Source organism: Fluviispira sanaruensis (genome assembly GCF_004295685.1).
Classification (GTDB): domain Bacteria; phylum Bdellovibrionota_B; class Oligoflexia; order Silvanigrellales; family Silvanigrellaceae; genus Silvanigrella; species Silvanigrella sanaruensis.
In genome coordinates, this window is sequence record NZ_AP019368.1 from 1,743,247 (window position 1) to 1,766,071 (window position 22,825).

A 22,825-nucleotide genomic window follows, 5' to 3' on the forward strand; every position below is an offset into this window, starting at 1 on the left:
GTCTCTTTATGAGTCTTTCTTGTTTCCTTATTCTCAAAAAAAACTAACAAGAAAACTTAAGGAATTTTTTATTTTTTAATTAAAGAATTGTATATAGATTTGTAATTTCCAAATTTGTTGCTTATTGATCTTGAAGACACTTTTTTAGAAAAAAGCAAGATAACTTAAGAATAATATCCAAAGTTATCTGTCTGAAAATCTATTGCTCGAAAATGAACTTAACATTTTGTGGCAACTATTGTTACAAAAACTCCTAATACATCAGGAAGAATTTTGAAATTTGAAAATCCAGACTTTTCAAGTATTTTGCATAACTGATCTGGTGTTCTCAGATTATTTTCATTATAATTTGTGAAGTGTTTGAAAAATAAATTTTGAAATCTATAACTTGCAGAATTTATTTTATTCATGTCCCAACATGAATCCTTATTGATATCGGGTGGAGGTACAGTTGTACTTGTTAGAAGTTCTCCATTCTCTTTTAAAGAAGTATGTATTTTTTTATACATCTCAATTTGTTTTTCATCATTATCAACATAAATATTAAGGCCATTGCTAATAAATAAATCATATTCATTTTTATAATTAATTTCCCAAGCATCTTCTCTTGTGAATTTACAATGGTAAGTTAATCCCTTTGTTAATGAAATAGCTCTTGCTTGTTGCAGACTTGAAGTGTCAAGATCAATTCCATGAATCATAAAGTTTTTATAATCATGGAAATTCAGAGATAAAATGTCATTCATTAAACCACACGGAAGAGAAGCAATCTTAATATTATCTTTTAAACGTTTTTTGATTTCAGATTTAAAAATTTGATATCGACTTTGGGTGGCAATGGCGATAGGTAAATTTTCCATAAGATAATTTTCATCTTTATTTTCTGAAACATTAAAGCCAAGTTTTTTTGTTTCAGGATATGAGCACATATATTCAGTCCAAAAGCCATTAAAGCCACTATTTTCTATTAAAAATCTTCCCATTTCAGAGCTTTTGACTCTGTCAAGAATTTTAATAAGCTCATCTTGCAAAATGACATCAGTGTTATTATTTTTTATTTTTTTTATTAATTCTTGATAGGTGTTATTGAAATCGTCATTTTGTACATTCTTATGAGACAATATATTATGATTATTCATAGAGAGCTCCTTATAAATGGATTCGTTAAAAACTGCCTCACTGTACCCTTCTGAGAAAGAAAAAACAAATTTTAGGTTAAAAAATTTTAAGCTCATTGACTTGATTTTATATAAAAAACAAAATACTTTCTCATGGTTCCAAAATAAGAAGTAAAAAATAGAAGGGAGATTTAATGGAGAATAATATTCTTCTAAAAGGTTTTGTGAAAATTAGACCTGAGTATGAAATCGATCAAAGTAATTATGCAAAAATTAACAATACTATACAGTATCAAGCATATTTAAAAGAAAATAATAATAAAGAAAATATTGAATTCAAAGATTTAAATTATAAAAATATAAACCATTATATGTGTAAGTCTGATCGAATTAAGAAAAGAGCCTTTTTTATTCCTGATATGCTAAATGAAGATCCTAATTTAAGAATAATTAGTAATACAAATCATCATCATAATGGAGCAAATTTAAAAGAAAGAATGGAGGTTTTTGAAAAAATTTCGCTAAAGCTCTTCAACGAGTTTTATCATGAAGAAAACTATCGACCAGATATAATTTGCTTTACAACAAGCTCAGGTTATATAGCCCCATCTCCTGTACAAACTTTTTTATCACAAAAAGGTTGGTGCAATACCAATGTCTTTCAAGTTTCACATACTGGTTGTTATGGGGCATTTCCATCCATTAACATAGCTGCGGGACAACTTTCCTATCGTTTACTTTCAGAAGGTAAGGCTTTATCAGCAGAAATTGTTCATATTGAATCTAATTTTCTTCATTATAATCCAAGTCAACATGATACCGCACAACTTATAAATCACAGTCTATTTGGCGATGGCGCAATTAAATATAAAGTCGAAATTGAAAGTGAACATAATAGAAACAATGCTTTAAAATTAATTTATACTTTTGATAAAATTCTTCCTAATACAACTGATATAGTAAAATTTTGGATCAGTGATTATTCATTCCATAATGTGATGTCAAAACATTTAGCAGATGTCGTTATAGAAAATATAGATGATTATTTAAAAGAATTATGTAATAAGGCCATGATTAATTACGATGATATGAAAGAAAATGCTGTATTTGCTCTTCATCCTGGAGGACCAAAGATTTTAGATGGCATTACTGAAAAATTAAACTTAAAGCCTTGGCAAGTAGAAAATAGTTACTGGGTTCTTGAAAATTATGGAAATATGGCGAGCGCCACTTTACCCCATGTGCTTGAGAGAATTATTAAAGACGATAAATTAAAAGGTAAATATGTAATTGCAATTGGCATGAGTCCTGGATTAACTTTAGGAAGCGCAATCTTCAAGAGACTTTAACAATGAATTTCTCATGTTTTAGAAGCAATTAATATCTATTTTTAAAGACAATTTAGAATTAATTAATACAGATATTTTGCAAAAATAGAAATATATTTACTCAATATTTTGAATACCCCATTTTTTTGCGAGCGCATGAAAGAAACCATTTTCTTTTAATTCTATTAACCCATTATTAATTTTTTCAAGTAGATTAATTCCATAACTATTATTAAATTTACCATTTTTCTGTTTTGAAACTAAAAAATAGTATTTTTTTGGTGCTTGTCCAATAATTTGTAATTCAGAAAGCCCTGAGAAATCTAATACTCCAGATTTCTTTTGACTTGAAAAGAATTCTTTTTCCCCAATAATAAAATCACATCGCTTTGCTCTTAATAATTTGAATAACTGCTTTTCATTTCTAGCAAAAATAATAATATTTTTTTTAAAACTAAGATCTGCATAATTTCTAGCAAAGCGTCCGCAAAAAGTATAAGCATTAAAATCTTTTATATTTTGAATATTTGGTTTGTGAGGAAATCTTCTCGTATTATAATATAAAACGGTATTAGTTTAAAATATAGTTTGTGAAAAATGATAATCAATTTTTCTTTCTCTGTTTTCAGTAGCTCCTAAAATAATTTGATAAACTCCTTTTTTGGTTAAATCTAGACATCTATTCCAAGGCAGCCCCTCAATAATCAAATTAATTTTTTTTCTTCTTGCGACTTCTTCAACTAAATCAATTACAAATCCTTTACTTATATTTGGCTCTGCAGCATCCGAATATGTGTAAGGAGGCCTATTCGCCGCATCCCAACAAGCTGCAACTTCTTCCTCTGGCAAAGAAAATGCTGAACACGAATGGCTGAAAAGTATAAATATTGAAATATTCTTTAAAAATATCTTAAGCATTTTAAACCTTTTTATTTTTAAATTTTCAAAATATTTAACTTTAATATTAATCTACTTTCCAATTTATGTTGTTGATATTTTAAGTATATCTCAGTTATTAAAAACACTCTTATATCCAGATTCTTAGAATTATACAATTTAAAACATACGAATTATTTATCGGTAATGGTAGTGTAAATTAAAGTAGATTTTCGAGGATAAGCCTTAATTTGCAGGTTTGATTTTGTACTTTAAATATTTTATAATCATTCAATATTCTTGCTTAAATTTAAACGTCTTAAGCCTGAATAAAGTAATCGATAGTATGGTAGGTTAAACTAACGTAGTCGATGTAGAATGAGCACCACTTCATTTGATTCATACATTATTTTGACATAAAAGTTATAGACAAAAAATTATAATTGGCCTTCAATTAAATTGTTCATAAAATACAAATTTTTTTTTAAGGAGATCTTATATGAAAATGAGACAAAATTTATTATCTAAAATTCCATATTTTTTAATCATTGTATTTTTTCCTTTAATAGCAAATGCATTTCAAATAAAAGGTGTAGGTGATAAATGTCTTGATGTTCCATATGGCTATACTTTTAATGGGAACCAGATTCAGATGTGGGATTGCAACGGCAGCACGAGTCAAAATTGGGAATTTATAAATGGCCATATTGTAGGTGTGGGTGGTAAGTGTCTCGACGTTCCTTATGGTTATACTTTTAATGGAAATCGCATTCAACTTTGGGACTGCCTTGATGTTCAGAATCAAAAATGGGGGTTATATAATGGGCATATCGTAGGTGTGGGTGCTAAATGCCTTGATGTGGCCTATGGCTATACTTTTAATGGAATTTATATACAACTCTGGGATTGTAATAATAATATTCAACAGTTATGGAGTGTGGTTTGGTAAGGTGGTTTATTTTTTAATAACGGACAAAAATAAATCATTATTCTTTAATAATTAAATCTCATCAGGAAGCTTCTCCACTTAAGTCAGATCGGCTTCGCGCTAAAGTTGATTTTTAACATATTATTCATTTCTGCTGCATATATCTTTTCTAAAAACGCCTCTAAATGCTCGCCGTAAACCCAATAAATTTACACAAAAGTAATTAAAATACATCATTTATAATAAAATTAGAATGATATTTTTAAAGTCACTTTATCAAAATTTTATAAATACACAAAAAAATTTTTTTGACGTCCCCCTTGCGCTTTCCTCTTGAATTTGAGAATCATTATCAATAAAGAATTTTAACGTGGAAGAAAAAGAATGAATCAGACACATGAAAGTCAAAATGCTATTTTGCATACCGATGGTAAAAGAAAGTGGCTCGTTATCCTCTTAGGAGTATTAACAGCATTTGACCCATTAACAATCGATATGTATTTGCCAGCTTTTCAATCTATTCAAAAAGATTTAAATACTCACATTTCATATGTTGAATTATCTGTTTCTACATTTTTTATAGGGATGGCTTTAGGGCAACTTATATATGGCCCTTTATCAGATAGGTTTGGAAGGAAAAAACCCTTGCTAGGAGGAATGTTTCTTTATCTCTTTGCCTCATTAGGTTGTGCATTATCTCAAAATATCTATCTTTTTATCGTTTGTAGAATTCTTCAAGCTTTTGGAGGCTCTGCAAGCATGGTGATAAGCAGAGCTGTCGTTCGTGACCTATTCGATAAAAAACATATTGCGATTTTTTTATCGAATATTGCCTTAGTTTTAGGAATTGCTCCTATTATAGCTCCATCAATCGGCGCATGTTTAAATTCCATTTTTGGCTGGAGGTCTATATTTTATACTTTAGGTATAGCTAATTTAATTTGTATTTTTATTGTAACTTTTCTTCTTCCTGAAACCAACACAAAAAGACATGAAAATATAAAATTCAGATTAGTAATACGCTCCTATAAAATGTTACTCAAAGATAAACACTTTATTGGCTATCTTATTCCTGATATAGCAGTTAGAGCTGGAATGTTTGCATATATTGCAGGGTCGCCATTTGTTTTTATCGAACTGTTTAAAATGACGCCTCAACAATATGGTCTAGTCTTTGGTATGAATGGCTTGGGAATTTTAATAGCTTCACAAGTTAATAAAAAACTTCTTGTCAAATGGAATGCAGAAACAATTTGTACAAAAGCTGTCAAAGTTTCATTCATTACCGCATCTCTAATATTAGCGTTTGCTTTTAATTCTTATTTAATATTTCCTTTTCTTATATCAATATTTATTTTTCTAAGTATGCTCAATTTAATTAGCCCTAATTCTATAGCGATTGCTTTGTCACCTTATGGGCATCAGGCCGGTACGGCTTCAGCTTTATATGGAAGCTTACAATGGAGCATGGCTTTTTTTTCATCCTTTTTAGTTAGCTACTTTCATAATGGATCCGCATTACCAATGGCAAGTGCTATATTTTTATGTGGTGTAGTCTCTCTAATTGGTTATATTTTATTAATAAAGCCACAGCATAATCTTAAAAAAACAAACACAAGTTAATATATACTTATTCTGAAAATTTAAAATTTTTAAATTATATTTATTTAATTTATTATATAAATTGGGGGTCACTTATGCAAAATTACGCTTACATAGAGTCAAACTTAGAATCAAATATTTATTTTAATAACAACTTAGTGCCTGGTAAGGGAATTGAATTTTCAACTGAACTGGATATTCCATCCCCGTACTATTTCGGATATAAAATCGAGAATATTTTATTGAAAAATTTAGAAAAAATAGAATTTGATAAATTGTTCTTTTTGACGGAAGAGTCCGTATTTAATATCTACGGTGAATCTTTATATAAAAAAATAAAAAATAAATTTCCTAATACATTTTTAAATATACTCCTTTCGGGAGAACAAAATAAATATTTTAAAAATCTTGAAGAACTATGCGAACAATTAATTGAACAAAATATCTCAAAGAAATCTGTATTAATTGGGTTTGGAGGCGGTGGCGTTGGCAACTTAGTTGGTCTGACTGCAGGGCTCATTTATAGAGGAATTCGTTTTATTGAAATTCCTACAACATTTACTGGTCAGACAGATAGCACTTTAAGCAATAAGCAAGCTGTAAACGGAAAGAGAGGAAAAAATCACTTTGGTCTTTATCATTCTCCCATATTCATAATCGGTGATACTTATTACCTTCATACTGAACCTAAAAATGCAAGAAGAGCTGGTATTATTGAAGGAATAAAAAATGGACTTATCTCAAATGAAAATTTCTTTACTTATTTATATGAAAATTTAGCATTTTATAATGCAGAAAATGCTTTTAAGAACAATGATCTTGCATTAAAAATCATTCAGTCAAAACTTGAAATTTTGCGAAAAGATCCTTCTGAAAAACATTATGGAATCATATTAGAATATGGACATACTTTTGGCCATGCTCTTGAATGGCTCATGAAAGGTAAAATCTTACATGGGGATGCCGTTTCTTTTGGTATGAGAATTGCAGCGGAATTATCTAATGAGATTGGTTTACTTTCAAAAGAAGAGGTCATTTTACATTATGATATTATAGAAAATAAATTGGGATATAAAGATCCTTTTCCTGCTGAAATAACGTCTGACATGTTACTTGAAGCAATGATTAATGATAATAAGAAAACAGGTAGAGAATTGCGTTTTGTTTTATTAGAAAAAATCGGAAAATGCTACAATCCTGAAGGTGATTATCTTGTCACTATTGATCTAAACATAGTAAAAAAAGTCTTAGACAATTATATTTTAAAAAATAGGATATAAGAATTTAACATAACTATTTATTAAAGTGAAAAATATGTATTCAGTTTTAAATATAACAAAAGACTACGATGCTGATAATAGTAAAATGAGTTCAACTATTGGACATGAAGAAGAAGATTTTTTGCAGTCTTGTAAACTTGCAAATAAATATGAATACATTGGAATTAATATAGATTTAGAAAAACCAAAATATTCTATTTATGAAATGAAAAATATTTTAAAAGATTATGGCTTGATTGCAACTTCATTCCATTTTACGGTAAAATTATCTGGCAGCGATATAGAGTTTTATGAAAGTTTAGAAAAATTCACAATGCAAGCTGAAAGTGCTTCAAAAATAGGATGTAAAATTGCATTAAACTATATTCCCCCTTTTTCAAATAAATTAAATTTTGATTCCTTATTTAAACTATATGTAAAAAGGTTGATTTTGGTTAAAAATATTTTAATAGATAATGACATAAAGATTGCTTTTGAATTTATTGGACCAACTGAAACACGAGTTTATGCAAAATATGATTTTATTCACACAATTGATGGTGTCAGATGTTTAATAAGTGCGGCTGATCTATATCAAAATGCTGGTTTTAAATTAGATGTACATCATTGGCAACATAGTGGATCTTCACTCCTCGATCTTCAGCACTTGGATTTAGAAAATATTATTTATTTAGAATTAAATGATGGTTTAACTGGATACAATCAATTTACTATTCCAGAATTTAAAAGAGCATTGCCTTTAAAAACAGGCGTTAATGATGTTAAAGGTTTTTTAATGACCTTATATAATAAAGGCTTTAGAGGACCTGTAGCTATAGAGCCTTGGAATGAAGAGCTGGCTTCAATGAACTTGGAGGTGGCGATTAAGCAAGCTAAAATGTCTCTTAACGAATGCTTTAAGTTAATTAATTTATAAATCCCTAACATTAAAGGTGTTGTTCATGAAATATGAGCTTTTCTTTTTAAAAGCCCTGTCATTCCTAAAACTGAGCAAGATTCATTAAAAATAGTTAATGATTTTGCTGGATACACTCTATGATCATAAATAAAATATTAGCAAGTTTATTGAAAAATTAAAATAGTTTATTGTGATTATAGCTATCAATTGGGTATTTAAATACTTTAATATACGGGAAGGTGAGCAAGACTTCTTATTTAATATTGTTAAGCAAGCTCATGAAGAGTGTATTACCGGATTTTCCGATTCATTCTTATATTTTTTACATGATTAACTTTGACTTTAGGAGGTTTTAAGATATAAATATTTATTTAAGTTTAATATATTATATTTAATAGGAGGACATTTTTTGTTCAAAATAAATAAAAATAAATCAATTATTGTTTTATCGACTTTATTGCATTCTAGTTTAGCTTTTTCAGCTTCTAAAACTAAATATTTATATATAAATAATTTTTCAAATACAAATATTTCTAATTTGCAAACAGAAAAAGTTGATAGTTCAGATTGGGATGGCGTATCTCGCCCAGACAAAAATATTAATGGTAAATCTTTAGCTGCGGGTCAGAGAATATCAGAGCGTGAAGAAATTAACACTTATAATAATACGCATTGCTTTAATTTAAATATAAATATGAAAGATGAGATCCCAAATATAAGAATTTGCATGGATTCTGATTGGACGAACCAGAATTGGCGAACATTGTACATTGGAAATAAATATGATGTCGTGAGCTATGGTCAAGCAAATGATGTTTATATTGATGTTATAAACCATGTTGATTTACAAAATTGGACTTCAAACTTACCAGATAGCATGCTTATTACAAAAATGAGTATACCAGGAACACACGATTCTAGTACATGGCATTATAATAATTTCATAATGAATTCATTTGTCAGAACCCAGAGAACGAGTTCTACTTTTTTTGCTCAATTAGATGAAGGAATCCGTTTTTTTGATATTCGTGTGAAACCAGAGAAAGACTATGTTTGGTCATTATATCATGCAAAGTTTTATTTGGGTATTTCGTTTAATCAATTTTTGGAAAATATCAGTGAATGGTTAGTTAAACATCCAGCCGAGACAATATTTGTAAGCATAAAAGAAGATGTGAGTAATATTGGAGCTCCTTCAAATAATGAAATTTTATCAAAATATATAAATGATTATTCTATTAAAATTAAATGGCAATTAGATGTAAATGATTCGACCACTCTTGCTCATACTCGTGGGAAATTAATACTGCTGAATCGCTTTAGTGAAACTCCAGGTATTAATTTAAAACCTTGGCCAGATGATGTCCCTAACGGTTCTTTTATTTCAAATAGCTTTAGGGTTTGGTTACAGGATTCCTATCGCTCTGGCGGAAGTGATAAATCGAATGCAATTTTAAGATTCATGTACAATCATTTTAAATCTCCGAGTAGCGACTTAAAATTTAATTTTATGTCTTCATCTACTTCATCATGCTTATTTAAACCACAAGTTTGCAAAAATAGCTTTATGCCTCTAGTAAATTTTGCAATCAATCAAAACTCCGAGAACTCATCCGGAAGTTACTCAGATATAAAATACTTTCCAAATGGAATTATTCCTATGGATTTTTATGATATAGAATTTTTGCGTTTAATTGCCGCAATGAATCATATTAATTTTTAGCTCCCTCGCCGGATAATTGTGCCTAAAATAGGCTTTTTGAAATTCCACTCTAAGGTTTTTTGTCACTTTGATTTCTTTGCAACAGAACCGTTAAAACAAAGCTACCGGCATAGAGGTCCTAATTGCAACTACACTTGTACGACGATGTTTCATCGTTAAATTCTGATCCTATCCAAGAAGTATTCCCATATAAAGTTAGAGATTTTCCTCCAAAATTCCAATCTTGATATAAAGTGATACTGCAGCCTGGAGAAACTAAAACAGAAGATGTTTCATCGTTAAAATAGCGTCCTATCCATTGATTACTAGTATCCTTACCCCATGCAATGAGAGAATCTCCTCCGTAATTAATATCCATAAAAAGTTGGGCACAAACAGTATCAGCAATTTGAGGCTGAATATTTAAATCTGTTTGAGCTTGAGCAATTGAACTAAAAGAGTTTAATGAAAATACTGATGAAAGTAACAGAGTTTTGATTTGCATAAAAAATCCCCTTTTTTAAGTAATGAACATATTATTAATTTATACATAATTATTTATTTATCATCTTTTTCGTCATATTCTTGACTGATAAGACCTCTAAGCCGGTAGCTTCGTTTTAACTCCACTTGAAGCTAGAAAATGACTTTTTATCCTTCAAAAATGAGAATTTAAATTATAAAAAAATTGATTATACTTAGTTTAACTTTTAAGAAAAAAAAGTTCGCATTTTAGTAACAGAGCTAGATTTTAAAATTTAATCCTATTTAAAATGTGGATAACTAAAGCGCCCCACAAACCCTCAAAGAAAGGCGCTTCTAGTTTTTATATTTTACAAATAGTCATCTGCTAAAATAAAAGTTATTCTATATTATCAATGATAATTTAATAAAATCGTTTTACAAAGAGTTTATTTAAAATATAAACATCCAATATTTATCTGGAGGAGAATGTGAAAATTTCAGGAGTGTATGGTGAAACAGTGAATATTTGAGTTGCTTCATTACGAGAATTTTGTGGGAGGTAAAGATTACTAGTACTACTTCGTTAAATCTAAGAAGTATTTAAAATAAGCATAGGTAAGCAAGGAAAATTATTATCACAAAATGGACAGAATATACGATTTATATATTGCCTTACAGCGGAAAATGAGATCTCAATTTTTTTTTATCGAATTCATTTATAAAATAATATGATAAAAAGCATAAAGCTATATGGTGATGTAATAAAGTGGAACATGTAACGTTCTATTTTGTGACAAAAAATAATAATTTAACGCATCATTATTGACTAAAATCAAATTCACACTAAAATTTGTATAGCCACACGATTGGCAAGTAATCACATCAGCCGATTTAAAAGAGAGAAATATTTTACCCGCAACGAACGTAAAGCCCTAACTTCTAAACTCGGAGGCTATGATTGAGCTTAAAAGACCGCAGCACCAAACGGTGCAAGGTTGAAGTGCAAGCATGACGCGGCTTGCAAAAAGACGATAGGAATTTTTGCTTGTCGAAAGTTAGCTTTATTAGTAAATTTTTTGTATACTTCTTTTTTAAGTTAAAGGAGTTAAAATTAATTGATAACAAAATATCACTACAGAATTAAAGATTCAAGGAAAGCAAATAAACTTCTTTCTAAGATGTGTCCTTCTGTAAATATGGTATGGAATTTTTGCAAACAAACTGAAAAAAAGGCTCTTAAAAATAAATCCGTTAAGTTAATAGATGATAAAAAATTGGGTAAAAAAAATTCTATCCCGTATTTTTTTTCATCTTCAGAAATTTATGAATTAGTTGCAGGGAGCTCAAAAGAACTCTGTCTTCACTCTCAAACAGTTCGGGCTATTTCTCAAGATTACATCACACGCAAGATTCAGTTTAAAATACTATTGCGTTGGCGTGGGAAAAGATCTTTGGGATGGATTGAAAAATTTAAATCAATGTTGAAGTACAAAGCCTTTAGAGCTGCTTCAACATACAAAGAAATTTCAGAACGAAATCAAAAGTACATAGATACGTTTATTTTTGGATATCTACCATCAAAATTTGAAGGCATAGAAGTAAGTGTTCTTAAAGAAAATTTAAATAATTTAACGTCTACTGTGTTAGAGAGATTACTCCCTGATAAGCCTGTCAAAAGAAAAATGGTTCAGGATAATATTAATAATAAAGAAGAATGCATTATAAAATTAGCTAAGGAAATTGAAAATAATATAAAAGGAATTGGACACATGTTTAACTAAAAATTATTGCATCAAAAAAATTTTTCTATGTTCTAATTTAAGTAACAAATAGGATTATTAATGCTAAATAAAAGATTTATATTTTTCATTTGTACAATATATTCTTCTTCAATTTCTGCAAATAATTTAATTATAAATACTCAAGAATGGCCTCCATATCAATATTTTAAAGGAAATAAATTTGATGGCTCTGCAACAACGGTTGTAGAATGTGTATTAAAAAAAATGAAATTGAAATATCAAATTAGAGTTCTGCCTTGGAAAAGAGCACAGGAAGAAGTTAAACTAGGTCAAGCTCAAGCTTTTTATTCAGCAGGAATAACTGATGAGAGAAATAGTTATGCGACTCCTACTAATAAAATAGCGACTTATAAATGGTATTGGTATTTGAAAAGTAACTCATCTTTTCAACCGAATTTAAAAGGCTTTAAAGAAAAAGCTGAAGTTGCTGCAAAATTAGGAACTGGACCGGAAACATTTTTAATTGAACAAAAATATAATCTAGTTTCATCACCAAAGGATATTAGTAATCTCTTTGATATGCTTGAGGCAAAGCGATTTGATGCTTTTCTGTCTCCAAGTGAGCCAGCAATTGATGAGATGAGAAAAAGAAATTGGAATGAGAGCAAATTCAAAATAATTTTTCATTCTGAAAATGATTTAGTATTCTATTTTTCAAAAAAATTTGTTGCAAATAATAAAAATGTTGTGAATCAATTTAATTCTTTTATAAAAAAATGTACTTTTTAATCTCAATAATCTATTACTTTAAAAATGTGCAATCAAAACTCATACTATGTGAAGCGACCCACCTTAGAAAATCGTCAGGCCCAAATTGCGTAGCAGTCCGGCCCAAATTAAAACATCTTGAATAATTCCCGTCCGCCTACATTAATCGAGCTCAAACCCAGAGGTAAATGAGTTCGACACAAATTAAATGCCATGGATTCAAATTATCTGCTCGAACGGAAGTCACTTTTTTCTATAAAACAATGTTCATGCAAACATAGTGTAAATTTTTTATAGAAATGGAGGAAATATAGTATGATATTAAAACTGAAATATTAACCAGTATTTTTGAACTGAAGAGTATGATATTTTTAAAAAATAAAAATGATTTATTGCTAGATAAATAAATATTTAAAATAAGGTATTTCTGGATGGGCATTCGTTAGAAACGGATTAAATTTAAGACTAAAATCAAGGCAATTTCTTACCTCAATCACAAAAAGAGAATTTATAATAGCTAATCCAACAGGAGAATTCACTATGTAATGAAATGTCCAATTAAAATTCTTGAAAGTGTGATATGAATTGTGTCAAATAAGAAATATAGATTTCTTATTTCCTCATTACCCATTCAAAAAAGATACTTCTATGTCTCTTTTATATTCTTTATAATATAACCTAATATATATTATAAATATATTTAAATAATTAATATTTTGGATAAAAAATGATTTCGAAAACCACTAAAATTGCACCTAAAGCACCTACAGCATTAGCAATAATTAATGGTTTATTTTTAATATAGATCCCATAAAATAACCAACTATTTAAAGCTAGAATACTGATAGTAAATCCTATTAGTGAAACAGAACCAGAGTGTTTCGATGTAAACATTTCATACGCTTGAAAATAAAACATCAAATTTCCTATGGGCCCAATACAAAACATATAATATTCAAATAATTTTTCTTTACTAAGCATAATACATTCTTCCTAATTTATAGATCAAAATTATCTTGTACAATCTTCTTTTTATGGTTCTGTTGCAAAGATTTAGATCTTGTGAATAGCAAACAGAATCACCTTTGGAAATCGTCAGGCCTGAGTTGTGGAGCAGTTCTGCCTAAATTATCTGCTCGAATGAAAATCACTTTTTTCTATAAAACAAAATTCATGCAAACACAGGTTAAATATTTTATAGAAGTGGTGGAAATATAGTAAGACATTAAAACTAAAATATCAAACAGTTTTTTTTGAACTGAAGAGTATCATACATTTAAAAAATAAAAATCATTTATTGTTAGATGAATAAATATTTAAAATAAGATATTTCTGGATGGACACTCGTTAAAAAAGGATTAATTTTAAGACCAAAATCAAGGTATACTCTTACCTAAATCAAATAAAGCGATCTTAAAGATGAATTGACATGCGGTTAGTATGTCCGGTCTAAAGGGTTTATAAAGAAAATTCTCCGTTTGGATTATCTATTATAAATACTCTTTTGCCAGAGCCGTTTAATCTGACAGAAACTCTATCTATATCTTTAAAAAGTTTTTCAAAATTTATTAACATTTTTTGATTTTTAAGATTTTTATTACAAGAAATATTAATATCTGCTTGCAATACCCAATACTCGGTCTTTGTTTTTTTCATTTCTCCTTTTCTATATTCATCAGATTTTTCGGAGGCAAAAGCAAATTTATCTACTCCACTTATTTCATAATTGCATCCCACTCCGGTAGATATTATTTGGGAAAAATTTTGTTTAAGATTATCGAGCACGCTATTTACTTTTTCTTCTTGTTCTGGAGTCGTAGCTTTTCCTTCAAAACCAAATGCTTGTTGAGTAGGAATACGGATGTGTATATTTGCTTTTTTTTTGTTAAAAAATCCAAGGCTAACATCCAATTCTGCTGTTCGATGATGAGTTTCAGCAACCGATTCTTCTATTTTACTAAATGCAGGTAAGCATGTAAGAAGTGATATTAATAAAGTGGTCGATAACGATTTTTGATTCATATCTAAAAATTCCTTTAAAACATTTTTAATATTAATTTATATAATTCTAAAATCTATAATATCTCCTATGGAAAGGATATTTAATAATTTAATTTTTCTTTATTAACTTCAATAACGTGTGAAATATTATTTTTTTGTTCGCTAATAAAAATACGTGCATAAATAGATTTTAATTTAATTTTTAAAGTTATAATATCTATTTTATCACTTATTATTTGTGATGGTGTTTTTAATTTATCGAGTACTTCTTCGAAAAAGGGCTTAATTTTATCGATATTTAATAGAAATGAGTCTACAATTTTTTCATTATCACAATTTTTAATATGAGATTCCAAAATTTTAATTAAGTGAATTTTAATTTTTTCAATTGTTACCTTTAATATTTCTAGATTTTCCTTTGATTCAGTTTTGGTTGCTTTAATGTTGGATTCCATTTCTTCTTGAATGAGATGAAGTTCATGAGTCGCTTCTTTTAATTTATTAATGAAAGTTAATGATGAATTTGTCATTTTATTTCCTAATTATTTTAAATTAAAGGTAAAAATTACTTGATTTATTATTACCTCATTATAAATTTGATAAAATTCGGTGAGTTACTACTTTTATTTTTATAAAAGTCAAATTTTTTATTAAAATATAAATTAATATTGAATACTTGATTTAAATATAGTTGAAATATTTTTAGAGAAAAAATTGTTCAATACATAACTTTTTCTTTTATTCTACACATATTTTTCTACATTTAATTAAATAAAAAGTCAATAGAATTTATTGAATAAAAATAATTATTATAATTAATAAATTAGCTGTTATATTGACCTTTAAAGATGCCAAATAAAATCATGTCCGCGCTAAAAATCTCCGTTTGAGTATTTTATCTTCAATTTTTTTATATCTATCAGAAGGAAGTTTGCTACCAAAATAAGTGAAGATTTCTGCTTCACGAATAGTAAGATATTCAGCAAGACGCCTTAAATTATTTCCCATGCGGACATGTCTAGATTCTTTACTTTGTAAATCACGAAAAACGGCTTCTTGTAAAACTGATACAGATATGAGGGAATCCCCTTCCTCAAAAAATCGACGTTAGGAGGTTTTTAGAGCGGGGAGGATACGTGCGCCGTACAAAGGGCATCAGATTTGGTGGTGTAAGTCCACACAAAGAAGGAATAACGTAACCACGTTATAGCGAATATTGATGATAATTCACTAAAATCCACAGCCTATTCTTGCTCTGTTTGGATATTTAATAAGCAGAGCTTGAAGGGTTGCAAGGATTTTTTTATTTTCTGGAATTTTATTTGATAAATATTCTTCTGGTAAATAGTGCATTAAAAAAGAATCAATAGCTTGATCCGTTAATTTTGGATCAAAAATATCTTCGTCTGATATATATTTATTAAATTCACTTAACGCACTCAAATCAGAAATTTGAATTTTTTTTGCATCGTATCCATAATTTTTTTTCATTTTATCCAATACAAAATTGTCAGAAACATTCAAATTTTTAATTTCATATCCAAATTCATACAATCTAATTTGGACAAGCAATCTTGAAATATCGCTGTGAATATTTTTATTGATATTTTGAATTTCTCTTATAATTTCATTCTCTGTTACCCAAGAACCAACACCATTTTCAGCAAGTAACTTCCACGGAAAAAGAGGACCCGGATCCGATTTTCTTCCTACCGCAATATCAGAATGCGCTACAACACACAAAGGATCAATTTGAAAACGTTTTTGAATATCTTTAGCAAGCTCAACAATTAATGTTTGCTGTTCCTCTGGATAGGGAAACCATTTTCTCTTCTCTTTGGTACAATCCGCATTCCCATCTAAGCACATAAAACCTAAATTAACTATTTCGACACCTACGGAAGTATCATTAATATTTGTCCTACCCTTCCATGTGCTAATACCTGCATGATACGCACGTTTATTCTCGTCTACGAGTTTATAAATTTTATTTCCATTTTCAGGAACAAGCCAATGGGCACTAACCGCTCCTGCCGTAAGAACTCGAAGAGATTCTTCAAAGGGCAATGCTGTATAATGAAAAATGAGAGAACTCGCTCTCTCATTTTGTCCTCTTGAAGAGTTTTTATCATCTATTTGATAACTCTTATCTACAATATAATCTGTTGATTTTCCACAACTTATAATAATAGTTGCTATTATGCAGATTGCACTTGCAGGGAATTTCATAATAAAATATCCTTAAATTTTAAAAAATATTAAAATAAACTTAATTATAACAGATAAATAAAGGTAAGATCAGGAATTAATTGAACATCACCATACATGTATGCATACCATAACTATAATTCTAATAACAGCATTTTACGATTGAAGAGAATGAGTATATTTTTTAGTCATGGATATTTTGGGTCTTTTGCAAAAAAAAAGTTCAATTGAGAGTGTAGTATCTTCCTTGGATTGTTATTGAGGGAAGTAGAGATGGATTTCAAGTGGAAGCATACTGAGCGATAATTATAATAATGGCAGTTCGCAAATATCTAGCCGGTTCTGTCGCAAAATGATTCTAGATAAGTTAGGAGGAGTGTTCTACAAAAGAGATTTTAAATGGAAACACTTTAAATCAGATATCATTTTAACAGCAGTCCGTTGGTATTTAGCATTTAATTAAACCGTATTTTGCTGTTAAAATGACTAAATTGTCCTATGCTAAGTTAAAATAAAATTCTTTATTTATAAGACTTATTTCGGAAGATTTTAATTGATTTAAAACAAACAAAAACTCTTCATTTTCTTTTTGGTTTCTAATTTTATAGTTATAATGAATTTTACACTTTTGGGGAGTGGTAGTGTGTTTTGATAATAGCTGACCTCTCCAAAATAAGCTCTTGAAATTGAAAATGCTGCATAAATATCACTCGCATCAATCACGTCTGTATTAAGCTCTTGTATGTTCAATGAATGCAAAAATTCTTGCCTAACATTCTTTTTATTTAAAACAAATCGCTTATAATGCTCTCCCATTGTATTATATGCTCTTCTTACTTTGCAGATATAAATATAAGTCTGTCTGTCATCTGAAATGGGAAAATATGAGCTAGCTTTAAAATCTGATGTTAAAGCAACAGAAGCCCCCCCCCGAAACAAATTCACTTTCCACAAATGGATTATGCCCTTCAGCTTTTATCGAACTTTTAAAGCCCTTGTCGAATATATCTAAATAACTTCTACTATCACCCCTATATGCAATCACATTAACATCTTTGGCTAGTTTGTAATCAAAAGCAGCCCAAGAGAATTTTTTTTAACTCATCTAAAATACTGCTATTAAAGTGAATATTATAATTTTTATATTTTTTTAAAAATGAATTAATGCCATCTATAAAATCCTTATCTTCTTTTGCTATAATGTCTTAAATGTTAAATATATTTTTAAGTTTATAAAAAGTTTCCTTTTCGAATGGTTTCCTCATAACTCATCTAGAATCTTTTTGCGACAGAACCCTTCAACTCTGCAAAGAGAGAATAGATCGTAAGAAATCTCAGTTATTTTAAGATAAAGATTTAAATTCTTTGCTCTTATTGTTAACAAAGTATTTCATAGACTATACAAGTAATAAAATACCAATAAAAAACAACGAATACCCAATATCACGAAGCTATTTAAAAAAGTTTAATAAATCTTTTTGATAACTTCAGCAGAACAGGCATACAAAAAACCAGTATTTATACTATGAAATAATTAATAGAGCAATAGCAACACATGCAATCAAAAATAAAAAGATAATACTTTTTGTTTCTTCCACTATTTTAAATATAGGTATGATTGCTCGTATCATGAGTATTAACTAGAGTATGAGTCCAATAAATAAGAATATTTGCTAAAATCGTCCTAAATCGACGTATTGATAGCCTTGATGTCCAAACCAAAAATTTGCTGAAAATCCTAATTTTTGTCGAATAGTAAACCATTGACCTACGAATGATCCCAAAACAATTAGAGGCTATCCAACATGATTAAGCCACCAAGTAATCATGTTGGATAGCTACTAGTACTACTTCGTTAAATCTAAGAAGTATTTAAAATAAGCTTAGGAAAGCAAGGAAAAGTATTATCACAAAATGGACAAAAAATAGTTTGAAAAATACGATTTATATATCGCCTTACAGCAGAAAATGAGATCTCAAGTTTTTTTTTATCGAATTCATTTATAAAATAATATGCTAAAAAGCATAAAGCTATATGGTGATGCAATCCTAACCACGAACGCCCTTCATAATGATCAAGACCCAATTCTTCTTTTAAAATCTGGTATCCCTGTTCAATTTTCCATCTTTTATGCATGAGTTCTATTATTTCATCTTTTGGATAAGTTTTTGAATAATTTGAAATATAATATTTTAAAACTCCATCTTTTCTTTTTTCAACTAGAAGCCATCTTTCTTTTCCAACTTTTTGCCAAGGTCTTGAAATACATTCCATAACTCTTGTAGCAACATATTCTACTTTTATATTTTCATTTTTCCGTCGGATTTGAATTATTTTGATATTACTTCCTTTTGAAAATAACTCTTCTGCTATCCTTAAAGCAGAGCGGGGCTTATATCTATTATCTACAGGATTGTCATAATCTCTAAGTTTTGTTTGTAAATTGCGTTTTCTCGGAACTACACTTTTTATTGGAATATTCTTTGACCAAAATTTCTCGTTATTTCTAATATGTCCTACAAAATTTATTTTTCTCTTATCAAGTTCATTTAGAAAATTTCTATTACACCCATAAGCTGCGTCAAAAACTAATGATTTTATTTTGAATAACTGGATGCTTTCATCAATCAAATCAAGTGCTATTCTCCACTTTTCTTTGAAGTTTCTTTCCTCTAAAGGTACTTTTACTTTATCTAATTTTTTTGAATTTTTAATCCATCCATCTGGCAAATATAGCCTTGCAGTAACTGGAAAATGTATTTTATTAGAAATCGCATGTAAGGTAACAATTACTTGACAGTTAGAAATCTTACCTTGAACTCCACAATATTGTCTTGATACACCAACACTCTCATCCCCCTTTTTTGGAAGACTTGTATCATCGAGAGAAAAAATAAATTCATTCATTTTCAGTCTATTAATCATATATTTATTTAAACTTATAATAAGCTCATGAAAAGACCATTGACTTTGATTAACAAATTGCTGTAAAGACTGTTCATTTGCATTTGAAATTCTTGATGCCATTGCTCCTATAGATTTTCTCTCGCCATCTAATATCAATCCATATATGTAAGTTTTACACCAATGTACTCTATCATTTCTTTTAAAAACCGATCTAAAACCATCGATAAATTGTGAAACTTTTAATGAAAGATCTTTTATATTTGCTATTTTCATGATTCAACCTCAAAAAAATATTTCGAGGACTTAAATATAACATATTTTTAATTAACGAAGTAGTACTAGTAAAACTCCTTAAGGAAAATGAAGAAGATTTGATTGCTCCAGAAATTCTCTTAATTGAATGTTCTTTATATTTTGTAAGTATATTAAAGCAAAAAAAATCAGATATCTATTTAAATTTAGAGAAAATCAAAGATCTGGTTGAAATCCATAGAAATTATTTAAGAGTTGAAAAAGTAATTCATATCATATCTGAATATAAAATATGCGGAGCGGACTCTCTGCATGTGAGACTTGCAGATAAAAACAATTGCGCTTGTAACTTTTGATTAAGATCAGGCACAAAAATATTCTTACTCTATATATATTTAATAAGGAATAATTAGTTCTTTTTTGAAATGATAATGTAATTTTTTCTTGATTTAATAAATTGTATAGAAAGAGCATTATTATTTTATTTAGAATCAGTTAATATGCTAAACAGTAGCTTTCCACAAAATTGAAGATCTTTATTTAGATAATTATTACTATGTATTTTTTTAATTAAGATCTTACAATAAAATATTTTTAAGCTTGCCTAAAGAATATATTCGTTCTGTTCTTTATTTAGTAAAGTATCTATTTTATTTATTGACATCTGAATTTTATGCTGCTATGAAGTAGCTTGATACAAAACTATTAATGTAAAAAATATTTGATTTCTGTTCATTGAAATCAGAAAAACAGTAATTTATTCGAAGAAGATATTTAACATATGCTTAATAAAGATTCCTCAATCCGATTGAGAAATCTTTATCCAATATAAATGTTTTAGAATATATAAAAACTTATTTTTCATGATAGGAGATAAAAAATGAAATTTATGACTTTTCAACTAAATAACGTTAATAGAGCACTTATAGTCCCTATTTTATGTGGAACGGCTATTCATGCTTATGCAGCTGATTGTTCACAAAGCTTTCCTACCACTCATAACTATTGTGGATATACAAACACATGCACGATCCAGCCGGGTGAGGAAAAGCATTGTGACTATGGAAGTAATGGCAACCATAGCTATTGGTATACCATGAGCCCTTTTACTCATGATACAGGTTACTTCCCAGTTGGAGCAGGTGTTTTAAAACCAGTACCAAAAATGGTTTTTACCTCAACAAACCCAATTTTTAACGGCACAGTACACGTTAAAAGCACTTTATCAAATGGTATTGGAGGAGAATGGACATCATCGGAAGCAGATATGTCAAACGAGGCAGTTACCACCTTAGCAGAAGGAGGTAATTATAATTATCTATATAATATCTACATTAAAAACAATTCATACCAAACAGTTACTATAAAGTACAATGTTTGTGATCATTTCTATGGAGACGAAGGACCAGCAAACGGAATCTACTGTGGCAATTTGCCTCCTCCTCCTCCATCAAAATTTAATGAATGGAAAGATGCTCCAGACAATGTAGCAAATAAAGATGATATATATGTATATCAAAACCCATACACTCGTACTGTTGACTATTTTAAAGCCAAACATAATGGAGAGTATTGGTACTTTCCTTCGGATCAAACAGATAATGATGATTGGATATATTTAGGACATATTGATCCTACTTTTTGTATCATTGCAGGCCACTGCTAACTGGTTAATACGGGAAAACCATCTACTTGGGGAAGTGATGAGCAATAAATTAATCTTTCAAAGAAAAACATACGTTGTACTCTGTGACAGTTAGGAAGCCTTTATACATTCAAAGTAAATAGTGAAAATAGAAACCCTGAAATTAAATTCCTGGTTTTTTTTAATTCATAGTTACTTTAAAGTTAAGATGAAGTCCGTCATTGAGTTTAAGACTGAGAGCAAAAGGTTATCGAGAAGCCTACAAAAGTTAAAAGAAAGACTTGGATTTATTAAGCACATACCTCTAGCCTCGCAAGCTAGGGAGTAGTCATTAATATTGAGAGGATATTTTAATTATTATGAGCTGGAGGCAATACTGAATCTATCAAGAAATTAAATGTTTAAGCAATAAAATGCTGGCTTAAAATTTTATCAAATAGAAGTCAAAATGGAAATGTATGAATCAATATCTTAAAATATTTCAAATTCCATTTCCAAAGCTTAAAATACCATCTATTAAAATGATAGATTATGTCTCGCTATAATTAATTGATTTTAGAGCCCGTTGCGGAAAATCCGCACTTCGGGTAATAAGGAGGGTATAATATTCTCCTTATTACCCGAAGTGCCCCTTAAGGATATCATTTCCCAAAGAAGATAACATGAATCTCAGAATGAATGAAACCAAAATCAATAGTATTTTGATATATTTAAATAAATATCCCGTTTTTTATTTAAATATCCCAAAGAGAATGAGACTAAGATATTTAAAAGTTGAATTTTTGGTTAAAAACGGTGAGATGCTCTACACATCCTATTTCTTGGTTAAAAAATGGTGTATGAAATTATCAGAAATCAGGATAAGTTCCCTTGTAACTGGTAAATTTATTTGGTGTCTGTTTGGAATAAATAATTGGTATTATATAGGGAAAATTCGCTTATCCTATTATCCCTTAGAGTAGTATTTTTTTTCTTTAGACAACTTCTTAGAACATTTGACAAGAAATAAAATTTTTATTATTATGATTATATTGTAAATATATATTATTATTTTGAATATTTTAAAATTACGAGATATTTTTTTAATTAAATGGGTTTTAATAA

The 22,825-nt window shown here is 28.8% G+C and carries 20 protein-coding genes; 10 read left to right on the plus strand and 10 right to left on the minus strand.

The window, feature by feature from the left end; translation table 11 throughout:
* Positions 1-218 precede the first annotated feature (218 nt).
* The gene (locus EZS29_RS07325; protein ID WP_172603832.1) at positions 219-1,139 is read right to left on the minus strand and encodes a class I SAM-dependent methyltransferase; all 921 of its coding nucleotides are present in this window, start codon (positions 1,137-1,139) and stop codon (positions 219-221) included.
* 173 nt (positions 1,140-1,312) lie between these two features.
* Between EZS29_RS07325 and EZS29_RS07330 the strand changes: the two genes are divergently transcribed.
* Positions 1,313-2,467, plus strand: coding sequence for a 3-oxoacyl-[acyl-carrier-protein] synthase III C-terminal domain-containing protein (locus tag EZS29_RS07330; RefSeq protein WP_130608166.1), 1,155 nt, complete (start codon positions 1,313-1,315; stop codon positions 2,465-2,467).
* Between the two features lie 555 nt (positions 2,468-3,022).
* Here EZS29_RS07330 and EZS29_RS07335 read toward each other — a convergent pair.
* Positions 3,023-3,364, minus strand: a complete 342-nt coding sequence (locus tag EZS29_RS07335) for a transporter substrate-binding domain-containing protein (RefSeq protein ID WP_130608169.1) — start codon at positions 3,362-3,364, stop codon at positions 3,023-3,025.
* A gap of 457 nt (positions 3,365-3,821) precedes the next feature.
* On the opposite strand from EZS29_RS07335, the gene EZS29_RS07340 reads away from it, so the two are divergent.
* From EZS29_RS07340 to EZS29_RS07360, 5 genes are all read left to right on the plus strand, one after another.
* On the plus strand, positions 3,822-4,271 hold the full coding sequence (locus tag EZS29_RS07340) for a ricin-type beta-trefoil lectin domain protein (protein WP_130608172.1): 450 nt from the start codon (positions 3,822-3,824) through the stop codon (positions 4,269-4,271).
* 363 nt (positions 4,272-4,634) lie between these two features.
* Positions 4,635-5,873 (plus strand): Bcr/CflA family multidrug efflux MFS transporter, encoded by a 1,239-nt coding sequence (locus EZS29_RS07345; protein ID WP_130608175.1) that lies wholly within the window; start codon positions 4,635-4,637, stop codon positions 5,871-5,873.
* Positions 5,874-5,947: 74 nt separating this feature from the next.
* On the plus strand, positions 5,948-7,132 hold the full coding sequence (locus EZS29_RS07350; protein ID WP_130608178.1) for a 3-dehydroquinate synthase family protein: 1,185 nt from the start codon (positions 5,948-5,950) through the stop codon (positions 7,130-7,132).
* A gap of 34 nt (positions 7,133-7,166) precedes the next feature.
* Positions 7,167-8,048, plus strand: coding sequence for a sugar phosphate isomerase/epimerase family protein (locus tag EZS29_RS07355; RefSeq protein ID WP_130608181.1), 882 nt, complete (start codon positions 7,167-7,169; stop codon positions 8,046-8,048).
* Positions 8,049-8,439: 391 nt separating this feature from the next.
* Complete coding sequence (locus EZS29_RS07360; RefSeq protein ID WP_130608186.1) at positions 8,440-9,753, plus strand: phosphatidylinositol-specific phospholipase C domain-containing protein; 1,314 nt, start codon at positions 8,440-8,442, stop codon at positions 9,751-9,753.
* A gap of 118 nt (positions 9,754-9,871) precedes the next feature.
* Here EZS29_RS07360 and EZS29_RS07365 read toward each other — a convergent pair whose 3' ends face one another.
* Positions 9,872-10,237 carry a peptidase inhibitor family I36 protein gene (locus EZS29_RS07365; RefSeq protein ID WP_130608189.1) on the minus strand — a complete coding sequence of 122 codons (366 nt, stop codon included), beginning with the start codon at positions 10,235-10,237 and terminating at the stop codon, positions 9,872-9,874.
* Between the two features lie 1,075 nt (positions 10,238-11,312).
* Here EZS29_RS07365 and EZS29_RS07370 point away from each other — a divergent pair.
* Together EZS29_RS07370 and EZS29_RS07375 are read left to right on the plus strand one after the other, a co-directional pair.
* Positions 11,313-11,978, plus strand: coding sequence for a hypothetical protein (locus EZS29_RS07370; RefSeq protein ID WP_130608192.1), 666 nt, complete (start codon positions 11,313-11,315; stop codon positions 11,976-11,978).
* Positions 11,979-12,038: 60 nt separating this feature from the next.
* The gene (locus tag EZS29_RS07375; RefSeq protein WP_130608194.1) at positions 12,039-12,728 is read left to right on the plus strand and encodes a substrate-binding periplasmic protein; all 690 of its coding nucleotides are present in this window, start codon (positions 12,039-12,041) and stop codon (positions 12,726-12,728) included.
* 687 nt (positions 12,729-13,415) lie between these two features.
* On the opposite strand, the gene EZS29_RS07380 is transcribed toward EZS29_RS07375, so the two are convergent.
* The 7 genes from EZS29_RS07380 to EZS29_RS07405 form a co-directional block, all read right to left on the minus strand.
* A complete protein-coding gene (locus tag EZS29_RS07380) occupies positions 13,416-13,688 on the minus strand; it encodes a SemiSWEET family transporter (protein ID WP_130608197.1) in 273 nt (90 codons plus the stop codon).
* Positions 13,689-14,165: 477 nt separating this feature from the next.
* Positions 14,166-14,729 (minus strand): ZrgA family zinc uptake protein, encoded by a 564-nt coding sequence (locus EZS29_RS07385; protein WP_130608200.1) that lies wholly within the window; start codon positions 14,727-14,729, stop codon positions 14,166-14,168.
* 80 nt (positions 14,730-14,809) lie between these two features.
* Positions 14,810-15,238 (minus strand): hypothetical protein, encoded by a 429-nt coding sequence (locus EZS29_RS07390; protein ID WP_130608203.1) that lies wholly within the window; start codon positions 15,236-15,238, stop codon positions 14,810-14,812.
* Between the two features lie 331 nt (positions 15,239-15,569).
* Positions 15,570-15,716, minus strand: coding sequence for a hypothetical protein (locus EZS29_RS15890; RefSeq protein ID WP_172603833.1), 147 nt, complete (start codon positions 15,714-15,716; stop codon positions 15,570-15,572).
* 222 nt (positions 15,717-15,938) lie between these two features.
* Entirely contained in the window at positions 15,939-16,937 is a 999-nt protein-coding gene (locus EZS29_RS07395) for an N-acetylmuramoyl-L-alanine amidase (RefSeq protein WP_130608207.1), read from the minus strand.
* A gap of 537 nt (positions 16,938-17,474) precedes the next feature.
* On the minus strand, positions 17,475-17,861 hold the full coding sequence (locus tag EZS29_RS07400; RefSeq protein ID WP_145987937.1) for a hypothetical protein: 387 nt from the start codon (positions 17,859-17,861) through the stop codon (positions 17,475-17,477).
* Positions 17,862-18,777: 916 nt separating this feature from the next.
* Complete coding sequence (locus EZS29_RS07405; protein WP_130606299.1) at positions 18,778-20,097, minus strand: IS701 family transposase; 1,320 nt, start codon at positions 20,095-20,097, stop codon at positions 18,778-18,780.
* A gap of 98 nt (positions 20,098-20,195) precedes the next feature.
* Between EZS29_RS07405 and EZS29_RS07410 the strand changes: the two genes are divergently transcribed.
* Together EZS29_RS07410 and EZS29_RS07415 are read left to right on the plus strand one after the other, a co-directional pair.
* Positions 20,196-20,432 (plus strand): hypothetical protein, encoded by a 237-nt coding sequence (locus tag EZS29_RS07410; protein WP_130608213.1) that lies wholly within the window; start codon positions 20,196-20,198, stop codon positions 20,430-20,432.
* 524 nt (positions 20,433-20,956) lie between these two features.
* Positions 20,957-21,742: a hypothetical protein gene (locus EZS29_RS07415; RefSeq protein ID WP_130608216.1), complete on the plus strand. Its 786-nt coding sequence runs from the start codon at positions 20,957-20,959 to the stop codon at positions 21,740-21,742.
* Positions 21,743-22,825: the final 1,083 nt, after the last annotated feature.

Excerpts from the sequence above, each read along its gene's own strand:
- EZS29_RS07355 (WP_130608181.1), top strand. The coding sequence starts at position 7,167 with ATGTATTCAGTTTTAAATATAACAAAAGACTACGATGCTGATAATAGT.
- EZS29_RS07375 (WP_130608194.1), top strand. The coding sequence starts at position 12,039 with ATGCTAAATAAAAGATTTATATTTTTCATTTGTACAATATATTCTTCT.
- EZS29_RS15890 (WP_172603833.1), bottom strand. The coding sequence starts at position 15,716 with ATGGGAAATAATTTAAGGCGTCTTGCTGAATATCTTACTATTCGTGAA.
- EZS29_RS07405 (WP_130606299.1), bottom strand. The coding sequence starts at position 20,097 with ATGAAAATAGCAAATATAAAAGATCTTTCATTAAAAGTTTCACAATTT.
- EZS29_RS07345 (WP_130608175.1), top strand. The coding sequence starts at position 4,635 with ATGAATCAGACACATGAAAGTCAAAATGCTATTTTGCATACCGATGGT.
- EZS29_RS07365 (WP_130608189.1), bottom strand. The coding sequence starts at position 10,237 with ATGCAAATCAAAACTCTGTTACTTTCATCAGTATTTTCATTAAACTCT.
- EZS29_RS07330 (WP_130608166.1), top strand. The coding sequence starts at position 1,313 with ATGGAGAATAATATTCTTCTAAAAGGTTTTGTGAAAATTAGACCTGAG.
- EZS29_RS07325 (WP_172603832.1), bottom strand. The coding sequence starts at position 1,139 with ATGAATAATCATAATATATTGTCTCATAAGAATGTACAAAATGACGAT.
- EZS29_RS07350 (WP_130608178.1), top strand. The coding sequence starts at position 5,948 with ATGCAAAATTACGCTTACATAGAGTCAAACTTAGAATCAAATATTTAT.
- EZS29_RS07415 (WP_130608216.1), top strand. The coding sequence starts at position 20,957 with ATGAAATTTATGACTTTTCAACTAAATAACGTTAATAGAGCACTTATA.
- EZS29_RS07395 (WP_130608207.1), bottom strand. The coding sequence starts at position 16,937 with ATGAAATTCCCTGCAAGTGCAATCTGCATAATAGCAACTATTATTATA.
- EZS29_RS07380 (WP_130608197.1), bottom strand. The coding sequence starts at position 13,688 with ATGCTTAGTAAAGAAAAATTATTTGAATATTATATGTTTTGTATTGGG.
- EZS29_RS07335 (WP_130608169.1), bottom strand. The coding sequence starts at position 3,364 with ATGCTTAAGATATTTTTAAAGAATATTTCAATATTTATACTTTTCAGC.
- EZS29_RS07340 (WP_130608172.1), top strand. The coding sequence starts at position 3,822 with ATGAAAATGAGACAAAATTTATTATCTAAAATTCCATATTTTTTAATC.
- EZS29_RS07385 (WP_130608200.1), bottom strand. The coding sequence starts at position 14,729 with ATGAATCAAAAATCGTTATCGACCACTTTATTAATATCACTTCTTACA.
- EZS29_RS07390 (WP_130608203.1), bottom strand. The coding sequence starts at position 15,238 with ATGACAAATTCATCATTAACTTTCATTAATAAATTAAAAGAAGCGACT.